Raw genomic sequence first — 21,874 nt, 5'->3', positions numbered from 1 at the left:
CAAATATATGCAAGATTTAGAAGAAGATTACGAGGAATTATATGAACATCACAGAATCGTGGTTGATAAAGGGCAAGGCACGCTCAGAGTCGATAAATTTTTGATGACAAAATTACAAAATGCCTCAAGAGTAAAAATTCAAGAAGGAATAGATTCGGGTTCGGTAAAAGTAAATGATTTAGTCGTTAAGGCGAGTTATAAAGTAAAACCTTTGGATGTTGTGACGGTTTCATTGACCGAACCACCCAGAGATCACGAGATTCTTGCTCAAGATATTCCATTAGATATTGTTTATGAAGATGACGAATTATTGGTCGTCAATAAACCTTCGGGTATGGTCGTACATCCTGCGCATGGCAATTGGGATGGGACTTTGGTGAATGCATTAGTGTATCATTTTCAAAATTTACCAACGCATCGCAACGGAGAAATACGTCCTGGTTTAGTGCATCGCATTGATAAAGACACGTCTGGGCTTTTGGTAATTGCTAAAACTGACCAAGCCATGACCCATTTGGCGAAACAATTTTACGACCACTCTATCGAAAGAATGTACAATGCTTTGGTTTGGGGAGAACCTAAATCTGAAGAAGGCACCATTGAGGGAAATATCGGCAGAAGTTTGAAAGACCGTAAAATTATGGCCGTTTTTCCAGATGGTTCGCAAGGGAAAGAAGCCGTTACGCATTACAAAGTTTTGAAAAAAATCAGGTATGTTTCGCTGATTCAATGTAATTTAGAGACAGGAAGAACGCATCAAATTAGAGTCCATTTGAAATTTATTGGTAACACGCTTTTTAATGATGAAACCTACGGAGGTAATAAACCATTACGAGGAACTTTGTTCTCAAAATACGAACAATTTGTCAATAATTGCTTCAAAATGTGTCCAAGACAAGCCCTTCATGCTAAATCTTTAGGTTTTATTCATCCAAAAACGAATGAATTTATGCTTTTCGATTCTGAACTCCCAATTGAAATTCAAAATGTGATTGAAAAGTGGGAAGGGTATGTGAACAATGAATAGACAAATAAAGCATTAATTTTAATACACCGTTTAATAATGTTTTTGAATAATTTTTATCCCAAAACATCCGATGGGGAACTTCCCGAAAGTTTTAAACTTTCGGGAAGTTGAAGAAACCTTTGCTAAATCCTAAACACCTTAAATAAATAACCATTAATGTTAAAAAATAGATTTATTCTGATAAACTGTTTAGTGCTAACCACTTGATTTATAGCATATAAATTTTAATCAAATTAAATTCTAAACTTTAAAACAAATGGAAACTGCAGATAAAAATCTTGATGATTTTGTAGAATTTCTGGGGGGCGTAGAACGAGAAATGCGTCCGAAGAAGGCAAAACCGTTAAAAAATTACATTATAGGCTATTATGAAGGTATTAAACACATCGAAATTAATCCCCATATTGTAATTAAAGAATTGGAAAGCAGAGACTTACTTTTTGTGGGTCTTAATGGTGAAGTAATTTATAACTTTTAAGAAATGTCGATAATTATTCGTGATGCCATCCGTCAGGATGTTCCTGCCATGTTTGAGCTGATTAAAGAATTGGCTCTTTACGAAAATGCCCCTGAGCAAGTAACCAACACGGTTGACCAAATGTATTTGGATGGTTTTAGCGAAAGCCCAAGCTTCGGAACGATTGTTTCTGAAGTTGACGGAGAAATTGTCGGGATGGCGCTTTATTACTATCGTTATTCCACTTGGAAAGGCAAACGGCTTTATTTAGAGGATTTAATCGTGTCTGAAACCATGCGTGGAAAAGGCTTGGGTGAAAAATTGTTGGATGCTACCATCGAAAAAGCCCGTCAAACGGCTTGTACGGGTTTAATGTGGCAAGTGTTGGATTGGAACGAACCAGCCATAAATTTCTACAAAAAATTCGGAGCCAGATTTGATGAAGAATGGGTAAACGTGCATATTGATTTTTAAGACTAATAAATGGAACGCCGATGACGCCGATGCTTCGCAACGCAGATTTATTTAAGAGGATTTTTTTACAGGGGAAAGTGTAAATTTAAACGTACCATAATTGACTTGCAAGACCTTCCCGAAAGTTCTAAACTTTCGGGAAGGTAGTTCGCTCAAAATAGATACTCTAATGCTTGCAATTTTCCTAAATTAATAAATGTGAGTTTTAAACAAATGTAGAAGAGTCAAATAAAAATCCTCTTAAATCTGCGCTGCGAAGCATCTGCGTTATCTGCGTTCCATCATACCACATGAATAAATCTTTTCAAATTTCCATTGATACGGGCGGGACTTTCACGGATTGTATAGCGACCGATAATGTTGGAACGGAATATCGAACTAAAATTCTCTCAAATAGTACCATCAGAGGTGAAGTTGTTGAACATATTTCAGGTAATAAATTTAACATAAAACAGTCTTGGCTTTTGAAAAGAGATATTCTAAAAGATTATCTCTTTTTGATTTTGGGCGATACTTTCAACGCAAAAGTAATACGTTTTGATGTTGAAAAGTCTGTGCTTGAAATTGATAGACATTTGCCGCAAAAATTTAAGCATCAAGTATTTAGCTTTGCTTTAACTGCCAATGAAGAAGCGCCTATTTTGGGTGCGAGACTCATTACGGAAACAAGTTTACACGAAGATTTTCCCGCCATTGAGATGCGAATTGGCTCAACCAAAGGCACCAATGCGCTGTTGGAATTGAAAGGAGCAAAAACTGCTTTTGTCGTTACGAAGGGCTTTAAAGATTTATTGGTGATTGGAAATCAAGCTCGTCCCGATATTTTTGCCTTGAATATTATTCGTCCAAAACCGTTGCACGATATGGTTGTGGAGATTGATGAGCAGATTGATTTTGAGGGAAAAGTTATAAAAGCAATAAATTTGGATAACGCAGGCAGTGTCCAAAACACTGCCTGCGTTGAACTTATTGGCAAAATAAAGATGCTTCAAAATCAAGGTATCGAATCAATCGCCATTTGTTTAAAAAATGCGTATCGAAACAATATCCATGAAAAACTGCTACAAGAATTATTTTCAAAACATTTCAAATTCGTCAATATCTCTACCGAATTAAGCTCTCAAATCAAGTTTGTCAATCGAGCCGAAACAACGGTGGTAAATGCCTATTTATCGCCCATTATATCCAATTATCTTCAAAACATTACCGATAAATTACCCAATCAGTCTTTGCAAGTGATGACCAGTGCGGGGAGTTTGGTTCGGTCGGATGATTTTTATCCAAAAGATAGCCTTTTTTCTGGCCCAGCGGGAGGCGTTGTGGGTGCTTCCGTGATTGCGCAACGAGCTAATTATCAGCATTTTATTGCATTTGATATGGGCGGAACCAGTACGGATGTGGCTCGTTATGACGGTGAATTTGAATATCAATTCTCTCAAAAAATTGGCAATGCCCATATTTTTAGTCCTTCCTTAGCCATTGAGACAGTTGCAGCGGGAGGTGGTTCTATCTGTTCTTTTGATGGATATAAACTTTCCGTCGGTCCTGAAAGTGCGGGTTCAACGCCAGGCCCAGCTTGTTACGGAGCGGGTGGGCCGCTCACCATTACCGATGTGAATTTATTATTAGGACGATTAGATGCTACTCAATTTTCAATACCCATTTTTCCAGAGAAAGCGAAAGTTAAATTGCAGGAACTATTGCAATTGTCTGATAACCAATTAAGTATCGAAGCAATTTTAGAAGGATTTAGGGCCATTGCCAATGAAAAAATGGCGGAAACTGTCCGTAAAATATCCATTGCAAAAGGGTACGATACAACCAATTACGCCCTCGTGGCTTTTGGAGGGGCAGGAGGTTTACACGCTTGTGGGATTGCTAACTTACTAAATATCAATACCATTCTTTTACCAAAAGATGCGGGAATTCTGTCAGCTTTTGGCATTTCAAAAGCCCGAATTGAACGATTTGCAGAGGCTTCAATCCTTAAAATTTTTGATGAGTCGCTAAACAAAAACTTATCCCAAAACTTTGAAAAATTAGAAAATGAGGTGCTACGAAAATTAGAAAATGATGGGGTGAATAGTTCAACTATTGAATTCAAAAATCATTTTCTTTACTTGCGTTTCAAAGGACAAGATTCAAGTTTAGAACTTGAATGGTCTGATTTTGAGGAAGTTATTGATAAATTTAAAGAAAAATATATTTCCATTTTTGGACATTGGGTTGAGAATCGAGCCATTGAGATTGAGAATATCCGAGTGATTGGGTGTGAGGTATTTGAGGATGAAATTATAGAAAATAAGCCTTTAGAAACCATTGAAATCTATCAACCAAAACCAGCTCATTTCATCCAATCGTTGGTTGAAAATGAATTCAAAACCATTCCCGTTTTTATCCGTGAAAATCTAACATCAGGGGCAAAAATTGAAGGTTTTGCGCTGTTATTGGATAGGTTTAGTACAACCGTTATTGAAAAGGATTGGGAATTTATCTTGGATGAAAACGGAACTGGTCGGATTTCGAAAGTAACTCGAAATGAAGTTAAACCAAGCGTGAAAGAAAAATTGTTTAATATTGAACAGAATTCCACTAATATCCACGCAGAACTCGAACTTTTTACCAACCGATTTATGTCGATTGCTGAGAATATGGGCGTGCTTCTGCAAAGAACGGCTCTTTCAGTAAACGTAAAAGAACGACTTGATTTTTCCTGTGCTTTATTAGATGTCGAGGCTGAATTGATTGCCAACGCCCCGCATATTCCCGTCCATTTGGGCAGTTTGGGGGTGTGTGTAAGGAATGTTTTGCAGTATATCAAGATAGAAAAAGGTGATGTAATCATTACCAATCATCCTAAATATGGTGGCTCTCACTTACCCGATATAACCTTGATTTCTTCGGTGTATTCTACTGATAACCAGTTGATTGGATACGTAGTTAATCGTTGCCATCATTCCGAAATTGGCGGTATTCGACCCGCTTCAATGCCACCAAACGCTACTAATTTAGCCGAAGAAGGCGTGGTAATTCCACCGATGTATTTGGTTAAAAACGGAGAAATTCGTTGGGAAGAAATTACGAATGTTTTGACCTCCTCCAGCTATCCAACTCGTTCTTTGGATGAAAATTTAGCAGATTTGAACGCTGCTTTAGCTGCTAATAAAAACGGAGAATTAGCTTTGCAAAACTTAGTTCAATTGCATGGTTTAGCAAAAGTTCATTTCTACATGAATCGTTTAAAAACCTATTCCACCCAAAAAATGAAGGAACGTTTGCAGCTATTTGGAAAAGGAATTTATGAAGCCGAAGAGTTTTTGGATGATACAAGTAGTAGAGATTTTCAACCTATCAGTAAACTCAAAGTTAAAGTTCAAATTACTGATGATGAGTGTATGATAGATTTTACGGGCAGTGCTAAAACCCACCATGGAAACTTAAACGCCAATATTTCAATCGTAAATTCTGTGGTTGTTTATGTGTTAAGATTATTATTAAACGAAAAAATACCGTTGAATGATGGAATTTTGAAAGCCGTAAAACTGATAATTCCACCTAATTCAATTCTGAATCCAGATTTCTTAGATGACCCCCAAAAATGCCCTGCCGTAGTGGGTGGAAACGTTGAATTGAGTCAAAGACTAACTGATACGCTTTTAAAAGCCTTCGGAATTGTGGCGTGTTCGCAAGGAACGATGAATAATTTTTTGTTTGGAAACGATAAATTTGGCTATTATGAAACCATCTGCGGAGGAAGCGGGGCAGGGGAAAATTTTGCGGGAACATCGGGCGTTCATACCCACATGACCAATACCCGAATCACGGATGCGGAGGTAATGGAATTGCGTTATCCCGTATATTTGAATCGTTTTGAAATTCGAGAGAATTCGGGGGGAAAAGGACTTTTTAAGGGCGGAAACGGTATTATTCGGGAAGTTGAATTTTTGGAAAATGTCGAAGTTTCATTAATCCGACAACATCAAGAACAACAGCCTTATGGATTGCAAGGGGGTGAAAACGGTGAAACTGGAAAACATTTATTGCAAAAAAAGGATGGAACAACTTTTTCTTCAACCGAATTTTCAGCCGAAAAAGGGGATATTTTAACGATTTTGACACCCGGTGGTGGCGGTTTTGGAAAGCAGAATGGAAAATAATCAATTGACAATCATCGCTTTAAGTATATTTGGTGGGGAGCATTCACGTTCTATGCAGGGATCGTTGAACCCGTAGGAACAACTGTTTGTTTACTGCCAACTGTCAACTAAGGTTTACTGCATACTGAAGTTAGTTTTACCGCTACAATAATCCTATTAATGCTTCAATCAAGGGCGATATTTTGTCGTTTTTATAGGCCACGGCGTGATTAATTTTTATTGCATCAAAAAGCGAATTGTCATCATTGACTAAGTCTTTTACCACGATTCCTTCAAAATGGCTTAAATTAAACAAGGATGGAACAAACGCAATTCCAATGCCTAAATTCACTAAACTACACAGTAATTCGAGCGAAGAAACTTCCTGCAAAATCGTTGGAATTCGACTGAAACCAGCTCGTTGACAAGCTTGTTCTATTTCATCAAAAAAAGGATGAAGGTGTTTATTGATTTCAACCCATTTTTCATTTTTTAGGCTTGATAATTTTAGCGATTCCTCATTTGCCAGCGGATGATTTTTACTTAAAATAATTTTCAAATGCCCTCGTTGTGTGGTTTTAGCCATTAGTTTATCATTATTTAATGGCAATAAAGTCAGTCCGAAATTGATGGTTTCTTCCAATAATGCCTCCTGCACACTTCTATACGTTGGCAGTTCGACAATCTTAATTTCAACGTCGGGAAAATGCTTGGAAAATAGGCTAATAACTTCAATGATTCTTTCATTCAATAACATTTTGTAAACGCCCAAATGAATAATTTCTTGGTGTAATCCTATCTTTCGGGCTTTCTCAACGGCTTTTTGACTAAGTTGCAAAATCATTTTAGTATCCTCCAAAAAACTACTTCCTGCCTCGGTTAATTCAACTTTTCGTTGCTGTTTTCGCTTGATTCTATTGAATAATTCAATTCCCATTTCATTTTCCAACAACTGAATTTGCTGACTCAAGGCAGACTGTGAAACAAACAATTTATTGGCGGCATTACCAAAATGCAATTCTTCGGCAATGGCTACAAAATATTTCAATTGTCTAAGTTCCATAAATGATAATTTTCTTTTTCTAATAAGTTTTTCTTATCGTAAAGTTAGAAAATACTATTGGATAAGTATTATTTTTTCACGGATATTTACTAAAATATTCATCAAAAAACGAGTAATCAAAATGAAAACATTAACGCTTGAATCAACCAATAATTCAACGCAAAATAGCGATTTTTTGCCTTTGAAGGGAACCGATTACATTGAATTTTACGTGGGAAATGCCAAACAAGCCGCCCATTTTTATGAAAGTGTATTTGGCTTTGAAATTATGGCCTACTTAGGCCCCGAAACGGGGAATCGAGAAAAGGCTTCGTATTTGGTGCAACAAGGCAAAATCAGGTTGGTATTGACCACTTCGTTATTCGCTAATTCTGATATTTCGGAACATATTCACAAACACGGTGATGGTGTAAAAGTCTTAGCGCTTTGGGTGGATGATGCGACCGCTTCTTACCACGAAACCGTTGAGAGAGGTGCAATCGGCATTGCTGAGCCACAATATATTTCGGATGAACACGGATATGTCATCGTTTCTTCCATCAAAACCTACGGTGATACAATTCATACTTTTGTGGAACGAAAAAATTATCATGGCGTGTTTTTACCCCATTTTCAACCCTATAAAAGTCGTATTTTCCAAGGCTCCGTCGGACTGGAATACGTAGATCACTGCGTTGGAAATGTGGAATTAGGGGAGATGAATAATTGGGTAAAATTCTACGAAAATGTGATGGGATTTAGGCTATTAATGACTTTCGATGACACTGATATTTCCACCGAATATTCTTCTTTAATGTCAAAAGTAGTTTCCAATGGCAATGGGTACATCAAGTTTCCGATTAATGAACCAGCGGCGGGCATCCGAAAGTCTCAAATTGATGAATATTTAGCATTTTATAATGGCGCTGGGGTTCAGCATATTGCCGTGGCAACCAACGACATTATCAAAACCGTTTCAGCCTTAAAATCTCGGGGCGTTGAGTTTTTACAAGTGCCTTCAAGCTATTACGATGATTTGTTGGAAAGAGTCGGGAAAATTGATGAGGATCTTGAACCTTTGAAAGCGTTAAATATCTTAGTGGATCGGGATGAGGAAGGTTATTTATTACAGATTTTCACGAAACCCGTGGAAGATAGACCGACGCTGTTTTTTGAAATTATTCAACGAAAAGGGGCTACTTCCTTCGGAAAAGGGAATTTCAAGGCTTTATTTGAGGCCATTGAACGAGAACAAGAGAAAAGAGGAAACCTTTAAAATCATTGCAAAATATGCCAATTTATCATAGACTTGGAAAAATTCCACCCAAAAGGCATACCCAATTTGAGCAACCAAAGGGCGGTATTTATTACGAACAATTGTTTGGTACGGTTGGATTTGAAGGTATGTCTTCGTTGATGTATCAGATTTACCGTCCGACCATGGTGAAAGAAATTTTGTCAGAAACGGATATTTTACCCAAAATTGCCGTTCAAAAACACCTGAAAGCTCGTTTGCTGAAAGGTTTTGATGTGATGCCAAAAGACGATTTCTTGGAAAGTAGAACGCCCGTTCTGGTAAATGTTGACGTTCATATTAGTTTGGCCTCTCCCCGAAAGTCGATGACGGACTATTTTTACAAAAATGCCGATGCCGACGAGTTACTATTTGTGCATCAGGGTTCGGGGAAATTGCGCACCCAATTGGGCAATATTGATTTTGAATACGGAGATTATCTGCTGATTCCACGGGGAATGATTTACCAAATTTCATTTGATTCCGAGGATAATCGTTTGTTAATTACGGAATCATTTCATCCCATTTATACCCCGAAAAGGTACCGAAATTACTTTGGGCAATTATTAGAACATTCGCCTTTTTGTGAACGTGATTATAAATTACCCAACGATTTGGAAACGCACGATGAAAAAGGAGATTTTATCCTAAAAATTAAAAAGCAAGGCATCCTGTACGAAATGCTATATCCAACGCATCCTTTTGATGTGGTGGGTTGGGACGGTTATAATTTTCCCTACGGCTTTTCAATTCATAATTTCGAGCCGATTACGGGGCGAGTTCACCAACCACCCACGGTTCACCAAACTTTTGAAACGAAGGCTTTTGTGGTTTGTTCGTTTTGTCCGAGGATGTACGATTATCACCCAAAATCAATTCCTGCACCCTATAATCATTCAAACATTGATTCGGATGAGGTTTTGTATTACGTCGATGGGGATTTTATGAGTAGGAATAATATCGAAAGAGGACACATTACTTTGCATCCTGGGGGAATTCCGCACGGCCCCGCACCGGGAGCATACGAACGCAGTATTGGGCATACCTCCACGGCAGAATTGGCGGTGATGATTGATACTTTTCGCCCGCTGATGCTCACGGAGGAGGCTTTAAAAATTGATGATGGCAACTATTATAAAAGTTGGCTGGAATGATAAATTAGGTACATTTTTAGTTAAGTTTCTAGAACTTCCCGAAAGTTTTAGAACTTTCGGGAAGTTCCGAAATCAGATACTTTAAGGCAAAAAATAATTAAAAATTATTTAATTAACCATATATCAATCAATTTGGATTAAAAACATGACATTCACCCTTGACACTATTCCTTTTGGCATTTTTTCCGTCAATAATTCTTCTAAAAGGCTCGCCACCATCATCGGTGAGCAAATTGTTGATTTATCCGAATTGGCCATCTTGGGCTATTTTGATGGTTTTGACATTGACAAAAAAGTCTTTGCGCAGGAGTTTTTAAATGAATTTATGGCTTTGGGGAAAGCAAAAACGAATGCCCTTCGCCAACACTTACAGATTTTACTAACTGATTTACGAAATATTCCCCGTACCGTTTTTTATCCCGTCAATTCGGTTGAATTACACTTACCCGTTCGCATTGGGGATTACACCGATTTTTATTCTTCCGAACAACACGCTACCAACGTTGGTACCATGTTCCGTGACCCCAAAAATGCTTTAATGCCCAATTGGAGGCATATTCCGGTAGCGTATCATGGGCGTTCGAGTTCCATTTTTGTTTCTGGAAAAAACTTTCATCGTCCCAAAGGGCAAGTTAAACATGACGAAATGAAACCGCCAATTTTTGCTCCTACCACTCGTTTAGATTTTGAATTAGAAGTGGCTACGGTGATTGGTAAAGCCAATGAAATTGGTGATTCGATTGATGTAAATCAGGCAGAAGACTATGTTTTTGGTTTTCAATTATTGAATGATTGGTCCGCCCGGGATATTCAAAAGTGGGAATACGTACCTTTAGGGCCGTTTTTAGCAAAAAATTTCTTTTCCTCCGTTTCTCCGTGGGTTGTGACGATTGAAGCGCTCGAGGCATTTCGAGTTCCAGCACCCACCCAAATTCCAACAGTTTTACCGTATTTGAATGAAAAAAATCACTTAAATTTTGATGTACAATTAACGGTAATGTTACAAACAAAAAACGGTGAAAGCTTGGAGATTTCACGTTCAAATTTCAACAATCTTTACTGGACGGTGGCGCAGCAAATTGCGCATCACACGGTAAATGGCTGTAATTTAAACGTAGGAGATTTATTGGGTTCTGGGACCATTTCGGGTAATCATCCCGATAGTTTTGGCTCACTTTTAGAAATTACTTGGGGAGGGAAAAATCCAATCACGTTACCCGATGGAACCGAAAGAAAGTTTATAGAAGATTTTGACACCATCATTATCAGCGGTTTTGCCGAAAAAAATGGGTTAAGAATTGATTTTGGCCAGGTAAGAACCATGATTTTGCCTGCTATCTAATGCTTAAATCTAACGCTGGCAAAGTTTTGAACCCTGCCAGCGTTGAAACTATAACTTGAAAAACTTCTATTTTAAAAAACAAAAATTACCGTAGGATTCATGGGATAACGACCAAATTTATCGCCAAAAATTGCTAATCCACCCGCAGAGCCTTCGTCCACTTCAAGTCTGATTACCAATTCGCCCGTTTTTATGGCTTCTTCCAATGATTTTTTAGGAATATTCACGCTCAAACGATATCCGTAAGAACCCGCCTCCCTTAATTTTTTATCTTGAATTTGATAATGCCACGATAAAATACCCCGATGGTCGGCGGGATCGTTCGGTAAGTCGTATCTTCCCGCAAAATTTCCATTTACTTTGACTGAAACAGCACTTGGAAACCTTGTAACATCCGTCATGGGATAAGAATTTTTATTTTGGCTTGGTTCTGCCACGGCTCCCAACATATAATCTTCATTTCCCGCTAACTTTTTGTCCATGTCTTTCGCAAAAAGTTGCTTGGCCGAAACCTCAGCAATAAAAGAAGCACTGGTTACATTGGCTAAATTTATGTCTTTCGGCACTTTAATTTTATATTCAAAATAGCCAGCACCCGTTCCGTTTACCTTAGCTCCTTCCATGACATCCCACTGTTTTTTTGACCATTTTGCATCGCTAAAATTCTTAGGTTCAATCGTTAAGAGTTTGACGGTTTTGCCGTTCAAAAGTTTCATTTCGGCGGGTGCATTTCCTTCAACAATCATCATGGAGAAGTTTCTGTGAACAATATTTCCCGCATTATCTTCCAAGGTTAGTGCTACGATTACTACCGATTTTTCATCGGGCATGGTCAATTTTAAGGGTTCTAATTCTTTCTGCTCCCACGCTTCGTAAGGAATGGTTTTTGATATTTCTCCCCACGTTTTTTTCTGCCCCAAAGCGTCATAACCATACATTTTCACTTTCAGATTCAACGTATTTCCCAATTCTTTATCCGTCATTGACGATAAATAAAGGGGAATTGACACTTCTTCTTTGGGTTTTACGCTTCGACTAATTTCATTACCCGTTGATAAGTAAACTTCCGAATGAAAATCTTTAATGCCCATTCCGTCCACTAATTCACCAACGCCCGTTTCTTTTTCTGAACGGTCGAAACGATAATAGCCATTCCATTCATTGATTACGTCGTGGTGTTCGGTGTATAACCAGCCCGCAATTTTTGGATATTTTCTAAAGGTATTCATCATGCGGTGATAATCCCATGACCAATCAACATCTCCCGTACTTCCTTCGTAACCCCAAACATTGCCACATTCCGAATTTATATTGGGAACGTCGGTTTGTTTGTAGCCTTTTTCATAGTGAAATTCACTACCGACGTAAGTATTATTGGTAATCGTTTTCAAATGTTTTTCCCATCCTTCACCAGGCAAATATTCATGCCATGAATTAATATCCGTTTCGGTATGTCCCGCCCCGCAACAAATGGAATTATCCTCTACCAAACGTGTGTCATCCAAGGATTTTGCTAAATGATAAACCGAAGCAACCCATTTTTGCGTTTCTGGTAGATATTTGGTCTGTTTTTTTCCATCAATTTCCACTTTTGATTTCAAGCCCCACGTTTCATTGAAAGTAATCCAAGAAAAAATAGCGGGGTGATTATAATCCCTTTTAATCATTTCTTTCAAGGTATATTCCGATTCTTGCTGCGCATTTTTATCAGGTTCACCCCAAAAATTCGGCAAATCGGACATGACCAAAACGCCCAATTTATCCGCCCAATATAGTTTTCTTGGTACGTCCACTTTAATGTGGGTACGAATGCCATTCAAGCCAATATTTCGAGCCAACAAAATTTCATTTTTCATGAATTCATCGGTCGGAAAAGTATAAAAACCCGTTGGATGATAAGATTGATCGAGGGCAAGTTGCAGATAAATCGGATTATTATTCAAGGCAACGTATTTGAAGTTGGTATTTGGTAAATAGACCGTCGAAATTTTACGCATTCCAAAGTAAGATTTCACTTCGTCATCGCCCAATTTTATGGTGGCGAAATATAAAAAAGGATCTTCTAAAGTCCACAGATGCGTATTTGTAATGGGAATGATAAATGAATATTGGGTGGTACCTTTTGGAAAAATTTGACGTCTTGATGTTTGTGAACCTTCGTCAATATTCACGATTAAATCCAAATCCTTCTCGGATGGACTCTTTAAAAACGCCGTTACTTTCACTTGGTTTTTATCAATGTCGGGCGTGAATTGTACGTTTTCTAAGAAGTTTTGACCTCGAGCATCTAAGTAAATCGTTTGCCAAATTCCACGAGCATTTCCGTAGCCTTGTTTCCCATAAAGCGTAAAATCACGGCGTTTATCATCCACTCTTACCACTAAATTTTGGTTTGTCCCGTATTTCAAATTGGTTAATTCAAATGAAAACGGCGTATAACCACCTTGGTGACTTCCCAATTCTTTGCCGTCGAGCCAAACGGTTGTTTTCCAGTCGGAAGCCCCAATGGTAACGAATACTTTTTTGTTTTTCCACTCATTTTTGACCTTGATATTTTTTGAGTACCACGCAATATCAGCCTCATCTTTCACGCCCGACAAAGGAGCACCCCAAGGAAAAGGAACGCTGATTGTTTTAGTAAATTTCTTTTTACCTAAAAACCATTTTTCGGTATTGCCAACGTCGTTTTTATCGAATTCAAAATCCCAATTTCCATTGAGATTTTGCCAAGCAGCACGTTCAAAATCTGGCCGAGGATGTTCGGGCAAAGGCATGGTTTCTTGCGAAAATACATTGGCTGTACTTGAAGCAAAAACTATAAAAGCCAGTATTAGTGAATGGTAATTTTTAACTTTAATTATCATTGTTGTATGTTTGTTATATATTTTTCTATTTTTAAGGGACACAAAAGTACCGCTTCAAAAACTGACAACTTATTCAAAAAATAACATTATTTCTGCAAAATTTTTCATTTTTGGCTTTATTAGGACACAAAAAAAGGTAGGAAATTTTAGTATCCTACCCTTTTTTGTATTTCTTACTTAAAAATTACACCAATAATTTAATTGGGTCTTCCAAGAATTGTTTGAATGTTTGCAAGAATGCCGCACCCGATGCCCCATCAACGGTACGATGGTCGCAAGTAAGGGTAACTTTCATGATATTGGTTGCATAGAATTGACCGTCTTTCACCGCAACGGTTTCTTTGATGCCACCAACGGCCATAATACAAGATTCTGGTTGGTTGATAATTGATGTAAATTCATCAATGCCAAACATTCCTAAATTACTAACCGTGAAGGTATTTCCTTCCCAGTCTTTTGGTTGCAATTGTTTATTCTTCGCTTTTCCACCCAAGTCTTTCGTTTCCGCAGAAATTTGTGAAAGTGATTTTGCATTCGCAAAACGGATAACAGGCACCAATAAACCATCTTCAACCGCAACCGCCATTCCAATATGAACGTGGTGATTAATTCTGATTTTATCGCCCATCCAGTATGAATTTACTTTTGGATGTTTCGTCAAAGAAGCGGCAACTGCTTTGATCACCATGTCATTAAACGAAATTTTCACCGGTGAAATCTCATTCATCGAAACACGGGCAGCCATGGCTTTATCCATATTAATCTCCATGGTTAAGTAAAACTCTGGAGCCGAGAATTTAGATTCAGACAAACGACGAGCAATCGTTTTCCGCATTTGGTTCAACGGTATATCTTCATAACTTTCTTCACCCAAAATTACATTTGGTGCGGGAGCTGAAGTAGTTTTAGCAACTGAATCGGCTTTTTTAGGAGCAGCAGGAACAAAATTATCAATATCAGCTTTTATAATTCGACCATTTTCACCCGAACCTTTTACTTCCGAAATATTAATTCCTTTATCTTTTGCCAATGCTTTTGCTAAAGGTGAAGCTTTCAAGCGAGCATCTGAACTACTTGTTTCAACGGTTTCAGTTGCTTTCGTTTCTTCAACCTCAACCGTTGCAGGAGCAGCCTCAGCGGATGCAGCAGGAGCCGAAGCCGTTTTTCCACCCGCAAGCAATGCTTGGAAATCAGCGCCAGGTTCCCCAATAATCGCAATTACAGCATCAACGGGAACGGTATTTCCAGCCTCAATTCCGATATAAAGCAAGGTACATGGATTATATTTAGTAACATCCAAGAAATTGTCTAACTCAAATTCCATCGTGGCTTTGTCCGTTTCAACTTCCGCTAAAAGCGTATCGCCAGGTTTTAACACGTCACCAACTTTTTTCAACCAAGCCACCAACGTACCTTCTTCCATGGTATCGCTCATTTTGGGCATTCCAATGATTTCAGCTTTGATTGAGGAGGTATCAACAGCAGGAGTTTCAGGAGCAGTAGGCTTTGGAGCTTCTGTGGTTGGTGCAGGAGTTTCTGCGGGAGCTTCAACCTCTTTGTTACCACTCAAAAGGTGTTCGTAAGCCTCTCCATTTTCACCAATAATGGCAATTATACTATCAACGGGGACCGCTTTCCCTTTTTCCAGACCAATATATAATAGACGACAATCTCTAAAATTGCTCAAATCCATCCTTTCGTCCAAATCAAGCTCCATGGTTGCTTTATCAGTTTCAATTTCAGCGATTAAGCCGTCACCAGGTTTAAGGACATCGCCAACTTTTTTGAGCCATTCTGCCACAACACCTTCAGTCATGGTGTCGCTCATTTTGGGCATGGTTATAATTTCTGCCATTTTTCTTTATTATAGGAAATTTAATCTTGAAGCAAAATATTTTGCTTTTTACTATCATTTGAATTTGAACCCAAAAATAAGGCTAAACGCTTGCTTTCAAAAGCTATCTTTGAAAAATATAAATTTGTCTTGATAAATACTCGTCTTAAAAGCGATGCTTTGCGCTAAATCTAAGGAATAACTTGTGAAACGAAATCAAAGAACTTAATTTTGTAGTTCTGTAAAAATTAATCGTTAATGTCTTCCAAAGAAAACTCATTATTTTTCCCTAATCTCAACGGAATTCGTTTCATTGCGGCTTTTTGGGTAATTGTTCATCATATTGAACAGTTTAAAGAGAAGTTTGGTTACGATAACCAACTTTTTTACACTCGTTTTATTCGCTTAATTGGCCCATTGAGCGTTTTTTTATTCTTTGTATTGAGCGGTTTTCTAATTACCTCATTATTATTGGTTGAAAAAGAACGCACCAATACCATCAATATTAGAAGTTTTTATATGAGGCGAGTTTTGAGGATTTGGCCCTTATATTATCTCACCGTTTTCTTAGGATTATTCGTTTTACCAGAAATTTCTTACCTTAATATTTCAGGTGAGACTGAACTCATTAAAGTCGATTTTACCGAAAAATTACTCTTCTATATTTTAATTCTTCCCAATATTGTTACGGGTGTTTTCAAGCATATTCCCTATCTTTCACAAAATTGGTCGATTGGGGTTGAGGAACAATTTTATTACTTTTGGCCTTGGGTAGTTAGGCAAACCAAAGCGTCAAAGTTATTGTTGGTCATGATAATTTTCTTTTGTCTATTTTACATAATACGCTCACTTACAGTAATTTATATGCCAGAAACTGGTTGGTGGAAATATTTGAGTGAATTTATCAAGTCGCTCAGAATTACGTGCATGATACTCGGAGCAATTGGCGCATATTTTACTTATTTCAAATTAAATTCCGTCTTTGTACAATTTATTTTTCATCGTGGCTTTCAACTATTTTTGTATTTAACCTTAATTTTGATGCTTTCATTTGGCGTATATTTGCCAGGCGTAAATCAGGAAGTTTATTCGTTGATTTTTACCTTAATTTTAATAAATTTGGCAAAAAATCCAGCCTCAATATTGAGTTTAGAAAATCCTGTTTTTAATTATTTAGGAAAAATATCTTATGGGATGTACATGTATCACACCATAGCGGTGGTTATTGGGGTTAAAATTTCACATTCGTATAACAATAGTAATTTTGTAAGCTATCCAATTTCTTACGTTTTAACTATCTTAATATCAATGCTTTCCTACGAATTCTTTGAAAAACCATTTTTAAGAATAAAAGACAAATTTACAACCGTGAAAAGTGGGAGTAAATGAGCTGAATTATACAAATTATCTTTTACTAAAACCTATAAATATTTGAAAATCAAAATATTAGCGTAATACTAATTATTGATTACAAATATTCAAATTCAAAACACGATGACAGATTACGAACTTTACGAAGTAGTTTATAATAAAGCTTATATTTCAATAATACTGTGTTTATTGGCATTCTTCGCTTTTAAATTTAGAAATAGAATTGAAGTTTTTTTTAGCAACATTGGCGCTTTAAAGTCCTTTGGATTAATCGCTTTTTTGTGTCGAATTCTTCCTTTCATTATCGTTTATATTTATTATGGTTACGATGCTCAATCAGACGTACAAATCTTTTGGAAATCCGCCCAACATGCTGCTAAATTAGAATTAGTTTACCGTGATTTTGATTCGGTCTATTCTCCTTTCTTTGCTTACATTACTGCCCTGCCACTTTATTTTTGGGATACCGCCAGAGCCGTTACTTTGCTCATGATTTTGATTGAATTATTGGTATTATGGCTGACGATGAAAACTTATCCCGCTGAAAAACAGCACGCTACCACCTTCAAAGCATTTATTTACTTGCTCCTGCCTGGCCCCTATATTTTTTGCGTATTGGGGGGACAAGAGGATATTTGGATGTGGGGTTTTGCTTGTTTGGTAGTGTATGCTTGGCAACGTAAAAAATCTGATGTAGTGCTTGGAATTATTACGGGTTTAGGCTTATTAACCACGAAAGCATTCTTTGTTTTACTGCTTCCGTTGTTGTTATTCAAAGTGAAAGATAAGGTCAAATTTATTGTAGGCAATCTGATCGTTGGTCTTCCTGTTTTATTGATTTTATATCTATTAGGCGGCGATTCATTCTTAATGCCAATTCGTTTGGCTCAAGATCCAATGGCGGTGAATATGTGGTCGGTTATCAATCCCTTAATTTGGGATTATGGCATTACCAAAGACATTAAATTATTGAATTGGATTGGGCTTTTCATTATTTTAAGCATCGCTATTTGGCAGACTTTAAAAAGCCAAACCCTTGGTATTCAACAATTTATACCCAAAATCTGGATTGTCATTTTTGGTATGATGATGGTTGTACAGATTGGTGCGTACGCCAATTATATTTTCATTTATTCAATGCCCCTGCTATTCTGTTTCGATTTTTTCAAGCATAAAACCTTCTTAGTCCTTACCTTTATTTTTCAAGGTTTTGCTACCGTTCAGCCTTCATTTTGGTTTAGAATTGGAAAACCTTTTCTACGATTTGATAATCTTTTAGGGCCAAAATTTGCCGTCGAATATTTCTTAGAAATCGTCGTCTTTGTTGGCATAATTTACTGGTTGAGTATGGTGATGAAAAAGAAAATTTAAGTTTTTACCAGTAAATTTTGGGTTTATTTTACTCTTATTCTAAACGATAAAATTTAATTCATGAAAACTTTCAAGATTACACTTCTTTTTTCATTTTTGTTGATTGGTCAATGTTTTGCCCAAAACAAAAAAGACCGTATCCAACTCATTAATAAGGACAAAGAACACAAAGTTGATGTGTTGGTAGATGGAAAATTATTTACTTCCTATTTCTATCCAAGCGATTCAATCCTGAAGAAACCTGTCCTTTTCCCAATATTAACGTCAAAAGGAACAACCATCACTCGTGGTTACCCCTTTGCTACTCGTGCAGGCGAAAGAGTTGACCATCCGCACCACGTGGGAATGTGGTTGAATTATGAGTCAGTGAACGGATTTGACTTCTGGAATAATTCAACGGCCATTAAAGACCGCACAAAATACGGAACCATTAAGCATACTGGAATAGTGCAATCAAATGGTGGCTATAACCATGCTGATTTGACGGTAAAAGCTGATTGGATTGATACCGACGGAAAAGGTAAAACGCTTTTAAAAGAAACGACAAAATACGTTTTTCATGCCAACGGGAATCAAAGAATTGTTGACAGAATTACGACTTTAACGGCTCAAAATGAGGAAGTTATGTTTAAAGATGTGAAAGACGGTTTCTTTGCCATTCGTGTGGCTCGTGAATTAGAACATCCATCTGATAAGCCCGATGTTTTCGTAGATGCCAATGGTATTGAAACTAAAGTTGATAAATTGGATAATACAGGAATCACGGGAAATTACCATAGTTCAGAAGGAATTGACGGTGAAAATGTTTGGAGTACCAGAGGAAAATGGACTAATCTTTCGGGTAAAATTAAAGATGAAGATATTTCGATTGCTATTATTGACCATCCGAGCAATGTAAATTATCCAACCTTCTGGCACGCAAGAGGTTACGGACTTTTTGCCGCAAATCCATTGGGTGAAAAAGTATTTAGCAAAGAAAAAAAGGAATTGAACTTCAAACTTGCTCCTAATCAATCCGTTACTTTTAGATACAGAACGGTGGTAACTTCGGGCAAAGTTTCTGATGCGACTTTGAATAAATTAGCGGCTGAATTTGCAAAAAATAAGTAGAAACCATAATTTTTACTTTTTTGCGTGAATTCACACAAGATTAAACTAAAAAGGTACATCATTCGTTTATCTAAAAAATATAACCAATGAAGTGCCTTTTTTTTATTCTCATCCTCCCAAATGTACTCTTTGCACAGCGTGACTCGCTTTTTTATAAAATGTCTGCTATTGATTTTATGAAACTGCCGGAAATGAATAAGCCCATTGATGCAAGAAATCCCAATAATTCGCTTTTAGATGCCGCTCTTTTTCATCTGACTAATGAAGAAAGAGTGAAATTCAATTTGCCCAAATTTGTCTATTCATATCCCCTTCATACAGCAACGATTAATCATTCAGAAGCGATGATTAATCAGGATTTTTATAGTCACGAAAATCCCTATAATCCTGAAAATAGAAAAATGGTTGATAGAATTTTTCTGTACACCCGAGAATTTAGAGAAATGGCCGAAAACATTGCTCAGCACGATATCTTGGGCGGAAATGAGGACAGATATTGTTTTGAAATTCCCAAATATGGGCAAGATTATGTATTTATCAATTGTGAGACAAAAAAGCCATTGCCTTTGCGTACCTACGCAGATTTAGCTCGTTCGGTTATCAATGGATGGATGAATTCACCCCATCATCGGGAGAATATTCTTAATCCTCGGTTAAAAGCCTTAGGTTGTAGCGGAAGAATTTCTAAAGGGATTTTTAAAACAAAACGTAGTCCTTTTGCCCGATTAACGCAAGATTTTGGCGGTTAAAAAGAAGCTTGGCTAAAATAAATATTTAAAAACACACATCTATTTACTTAGCAGTAACCTTATTTTTTTACTATATTTGTAACATATCCTCCTTCCCTGATCCCTCTAATTAATATTATCACAAACTAATAATACAAATTTTAAATAAATTATCTATTTTAGACTACTAACTCATTGATAATTAAGTAATTATCTTATTAATGAATATTTGTTTCTAAATAGATACAAACCATAAAAATATATCGAATGAAATTAACTTTTTGGGGAGCTACGAGGCAAGTAACAGGTAGTATGTATTTACTTGAATTAGATGATGAATATAAGATTCTGATTGATTGCGGTACAAATATGGAACGAGACCTTGATTATGGGCAGCCCGTAACGAATAGAGCATTTTTCCCATTTGAAGCTTCACAGGTAAATTTGGTGCTACTTACGCACGCTCACATCGACCATTCCGGCAATATTCCGATGCTTTATCGTGAAGGTTATGAAGGCCAAGTTTTATGCACATCGCCGACGGCTGAATTGACCACTCTTTTACTCCATGATTCTGCTAATTTGAATTTAAAGAAAATTAAGCAGGCAGAAGGAGATAGTAAGAAAAAGAAGAAAAAAATGGACAGGTTGCTCGTAAAAGGTGATTTGTACTTGCAGAAAGACGTTGAAAACGCCTTAGCAAATTTCGTTTCAATTCGTTTTAATCAGCGTTTCAAGGTTTCTGATACCGCTTGGGTAACGTTCATTCCAGCAGGGCATTTATTGGGTGCTGCTCATATAGTTTTGGAAGTTAAAGAAGATGGCAAGATGAAAAGTATTTGCTTTTCGGGCGATATTGGTCGTAATAATTATCCGCTCCACATTAATCCATCCGCCGAAATTCCAGCGGTAGATTATTTACTTTGCGAAACAACGTATGGCGCAAGATTACACGAAGACCAACAATCTCCAGAAGATGCACTTGGCGATGTCATTAAACGTACTTGCATTGATATTCCTGGCCGTTTAATTATTCCAGCCTTCTCGGTTGGACGAACACAAGCGCTACTTTTTACCCTGAGCAAACTTTATACCGAAAGAGGCTTTCAGCCCATTAAAGTATTCAGTGACAGTCCGTTAGCGTATGCTTCGACAAGGGTTTATCAGAAAAATTTAAAGCAATTAAACAAAGAAGCGCAAGATTTTCAAAGTGAAAATGAAACGCTTTTCGATTTTGAAAACTTACAGTATATCCAATCCGAAAAATCAAGTAAAGCCATTTCTAATTACGGGGAACCTTGCATTATTATTTCAGCATCGGGTATGATTTCGGGCGGACGGGTTGAACAGCACATTGCTGCCAATATCAATAATCCTTATTGTACGATTTTATTAGTAGGATATGCCTCCGAAGGAACACTTGGTTGGCGATTAATGAACGGACAGAAAACCCTCAGAATTAAAGATGTAGAGCATAATGTATTAGCAAATGTGGAAAAAATCGACGTCTTTTCTGGACACGGCGACCAAAACGATTTACTAAATTTTGTCAAAAAACAACCGAAAGATAAGCTCAAAAAAGTGTTCTTAATTCACGGAGAATATGAAAGTATGGGCGTTTTTAGAGATGCTTTGGAAGATGAAGGATATCCAAATGTGGAGATTCCTGA

Annotated in this window: 15 protein-coding genes; 12 read left to right on the top strand and 3 right to left on the bottom strand. The window is 37.2% G+C overall.

All coding sequences use genetic code 11. The features are described from left to right. The first annotated feature begins 7 nt into the window (after positions 1–7). From AC1W31_RS12485 to AC1W31_RS12470, 4 genes are all read left to right on the top strand, one after another. On the top strand, positions 8–1,027 hold the full coding sequence (locus tag AC1W31_RS12485; protein ID WP_481734785.1) for an RluA family pseudouridine synthase: 1,020 nt from the start codon (positions 8–10) through the stop codon (positions 1,025–1,027). 256 nt (positions 1,028–1,283) lie between these two features. Further along, entirely contained in the window at positions 1,284–1,505 is a 222-nt protein-coding gene (locus AC1W31_RS12480; RefSeq protein ID WP_481734784.1) for a hypothetical protein, read from the top strand. A 3-nt stretch (positions 1,506–1,508) separates the two neighbouring features. After that, positions 1,509–1,958: an N-acetyltransferase family protein gene (locus AC1W31_RS12475; protein WP_481734783.1), complete on the top strand. Its 450-nt coding sequence runs from the start codon at positions 1,509–1,511 to the stop codon at positions 1,956–1,958. A 290-nt stretch (positions 1,959–2,248) separates the two neighbouring features. Beyond that, complete coding sequence (locus tag AC1W31_RS12470) at positions 2,249–6,115, top strand: hydantoinase B/oxoprolinase family protein (RefSeq protein WP_481734782.1); 3,867 nt, start codon at positions 2,249–2,251, stop codon at positions 6,113–6,115. Positions 6,116–6,257: 142 nt separating this feature from the next. On the opposite strand, the gene AC1W31_RS12465 is transcribed toward AC1W31_RS12470, so the two are convergent. After that, complete coding sequence (locus tag AC1W31_RS12465) at positions 6,258–7,157, bottom strand: LysR family transcriptional regulator (protein WP_481734781.1); 900 nt, start codon at positions 7,155–7,157, stop codon at positions 6,258–6,260. Positions 7,158–7,278: 121 nt separating this feature from the next. Between AC1W31_RS12465 and hppD the strand changes: the two genes are divergently transcribed. The 3 genes from hppD to fahA all read left to right on the top strand — a co-directional run bounded on the left by hppD (position 7,279) and on the right by fahA (position 10,926). Next, positions 7,279–8,412 carry a 4-hydroxyphenylpyruvate dioxygenase gene (hppD, locus tag AC1W31_RS12460; protein ID WP_481734780.1) on the top strand — a complete coding sequence of 378 codons (1,134 nt, stop codon included), beginning with the start codon at positions 7,279–7,281 and terminating at the stop codon, positions 8,410–8,412. A gap of 14 nt (positions 8,413–8,426) precedes the next feature. Next, positions 8,427–9,584, top strand: coding sequence for a homogentisate 1,2-dioxygenase (locus AC1W31_RS12455; RefSeq protein WP_481734779.1), 1,158 nt, complete (start codon positions 8,427–8,429; stop codon positions 9,582–9,584). 145 nt (positions 9,585–9,729) lie between these two features. Beyond that, positions 9,730–10,926 (top strand): fumarylacetoacetase, encoded by a 1,197-nt coding sequence (gene fahA / locus AC1W31_RS12450; protein WP_481734778.1) that lies wholly within the window; start codon positions 9,730–9,732, stop codon positions 10,924–10,926. A 71-nt stretch (positions 10,927–10,997) separates the two neighbouring features. Here the strand turns inward: fahA and AC1W31_RS12445 are convergent, their stop codons facing one another. Together AC1W31_RS12445 and AC1W31_RS12440 are read right to left on the bottom strand one after the other, a co-directional pair. Next, entirely contained in the window at positions 10,998–13,790 is a 2,793-nt protein-coding gene (locus AC1W31_RS12445) for a glycoside hydrolase family 2 protein (RefSeq protein WP_481734777.1), read from the bottom strand. A 184-nt stretch (positions 13,791–13,974) separates the two neighbouring features. Continuing rightward, positions 13,975–15,645 (bottom strand): dihydrolipoamide acetyltransferase family protein, encoded by a 1,671-nt coding sequence (locus AC1W31_RS12440; protein WP_481734776.1) that lies wholly within the window; start codon positions 15,643–15,645, stop codon positions 13,975–13,977. 237 nt (positions 15,646–15,882) lie between these two features. Between AC1W31_RS12440 and AC1W31_RS12435 the strand changes: the two genes are divergently transcribed. The 5 genes from AC1W31_RS12435 to AC1W31_RS12415 all read left to right on the top strand — a co-directional run. Beyond that, positions 15,883–17,013 (top strand): acyltransferase family protein, encoded by a 1,131-nt coding sequence (locus AC1W31_RS12435; protein ID WP_481734775.1) that lies wholly within the window; start codon positions 15,883–15,885, stop codon positions 17,011–17,013. A gap of 105 nt (positions 17,014–17,118) precedes the next feature. Beyond that, on the top strand, positions 17,119–18,366 hold the full coding sequence (locus AC1W31_RS12430; RefSeq protein ID WP_481734774.1) for a hypothetical protein: 1,248 nt from the start codon (positions 17,119–17,121) through the stop codon (positions 18,364–18,366). A gap of 60 nt (positions 18,367–18,426) precedes the next feature. Continuing rightward, entirely contained in the window at positions 18,427–19,476 is a 1,050-nt protein-coding gene (locus tag AC1W31_RS12425; protein WP_481734773.1) for a DUF6807 domain-containing protein, read from the top strand. Between the two features lie 191 nt (positions 19,477–19,667). Continuing rightward, complete coding sequence (locus AC1W31_RS12420) at positions 19,668–20,225, top strand: CAP domain-containing protein (protein ID WP_481734772.1); 558 nt, start codon at positions 19,668–19,670, stop codon at positions 20,223–20,225. 246 nt (positions 20,226–20,471) lie between these two features. Beyond that, positions 20,472–21,874 (top strand): MBL fold metallo-hydrolase RNA specificity domain-containing protein (locus AC1W31_RS12415; RefSeq protein WP_481734771.1); only part of this gene is annotated, 1,403 nt, incomplete at its 3' end.

This window comes from Arcicella sp., from assembly GCF_964672035.1.
This window is presented reverse-complemented; position numbering and strand designations above follow the sequence as displayed.

Bases quoted from the DNA above. Each gene is read 5' to 3' on its own strand.
- AC1W31_RS12470 (WP_481734782.1), top strand. From the start codon at position 2,249: ATGAATAAATCTTTTCAAATTTCCATTGATACGGGCGGGACTTTCACG.
- AC1W31_RS12435 (WP_481734775.1), top strand. From the start codon at position 15,883: ATGTCTTCCAAAGAAAACTCATTATTTTTCCCTAATCTCAACGGAATT.
- AC1W31_RS12485 (WP_481734785.1), top strand. From the start codon at position 8: ATGCAAGATTTAGAAGAAGATTACGAGGAATTATATGAACATCACAGA.
- AC1W31_RS12475 (WP_481734783.1), top strand. From the start codon at position 1,509: ATGTCGATAATTATTCGTGATGCCATCCGTCAGGATGTTCCTGCCATG.
- AC1W31_RS12455 (WP_481734779.1), top strand. From the start codon at position 8,427: ATGCCAATTTATCATAGACTTGGAAAAATTCCACCCAAAAGGCATACC.
- AC1W31_RS12420 (WP_481734772.1), top strand. From the start codon at position 19,668: ATGAATAAGCCCATTGATGCAAGAAATCCCAATAATTCGCTTTTAGAT.
- AC1W31_RS12445 (WP_481734777.1), bottom strand. From the start codon at position 13,790: ATGATAATTAAAGTTAAAAATTACCATTCACTAATACTGGCTTTTATA.
- hppD (WP_481734780.1), top strand. From the start codon at position 7,279: ATGAAAACATTAACGCTTGAATCAACCAATAATTCAACGCAAAATAGC.
- AC1W31_RS12480 (WP_481734784.1), top strand. From the start codon at position 1,284: ATGGAAACTGCAGATAAAAATCTTGATGATTTTGTAGAATTTCTGGGG.
- AC1W31_RS12440 (WP_481734776.1), bottom strand. From the start codon at position 15,645: ATGGCAGAAATTATAACCATGCCCAAAATGAGCGACACCATGACTGAA.
- AC1W31_RS12465 (WP_481734781.1), bottom strand. From the start codon at position 7,157: ATGGAACTTAGACAATTGAAATATTTTGTAGCCATTGCCGAAGAATTG.
- fahA (WP_481734778.1), top strand. From the start codon at position 9,730: ATGACATTCACCCTTGACACTATTCCTTTTGGCATTTTTTCCGTCAAT.
- AC1W31_RS12425 (WP_481734773.1), top strand. From the start codon at position 18,427: ATGAAAACTTTCAAGATTACACTTCTTTTTTCATTTTTGTTGATTGGT.
- AC1W31_RS12430 (WP_481734774.1), top strand. From the start codon at position 17,119: ATGACAGATTACGAACTTTACGAAGTAGTTTATAATAAAGCTTATATT.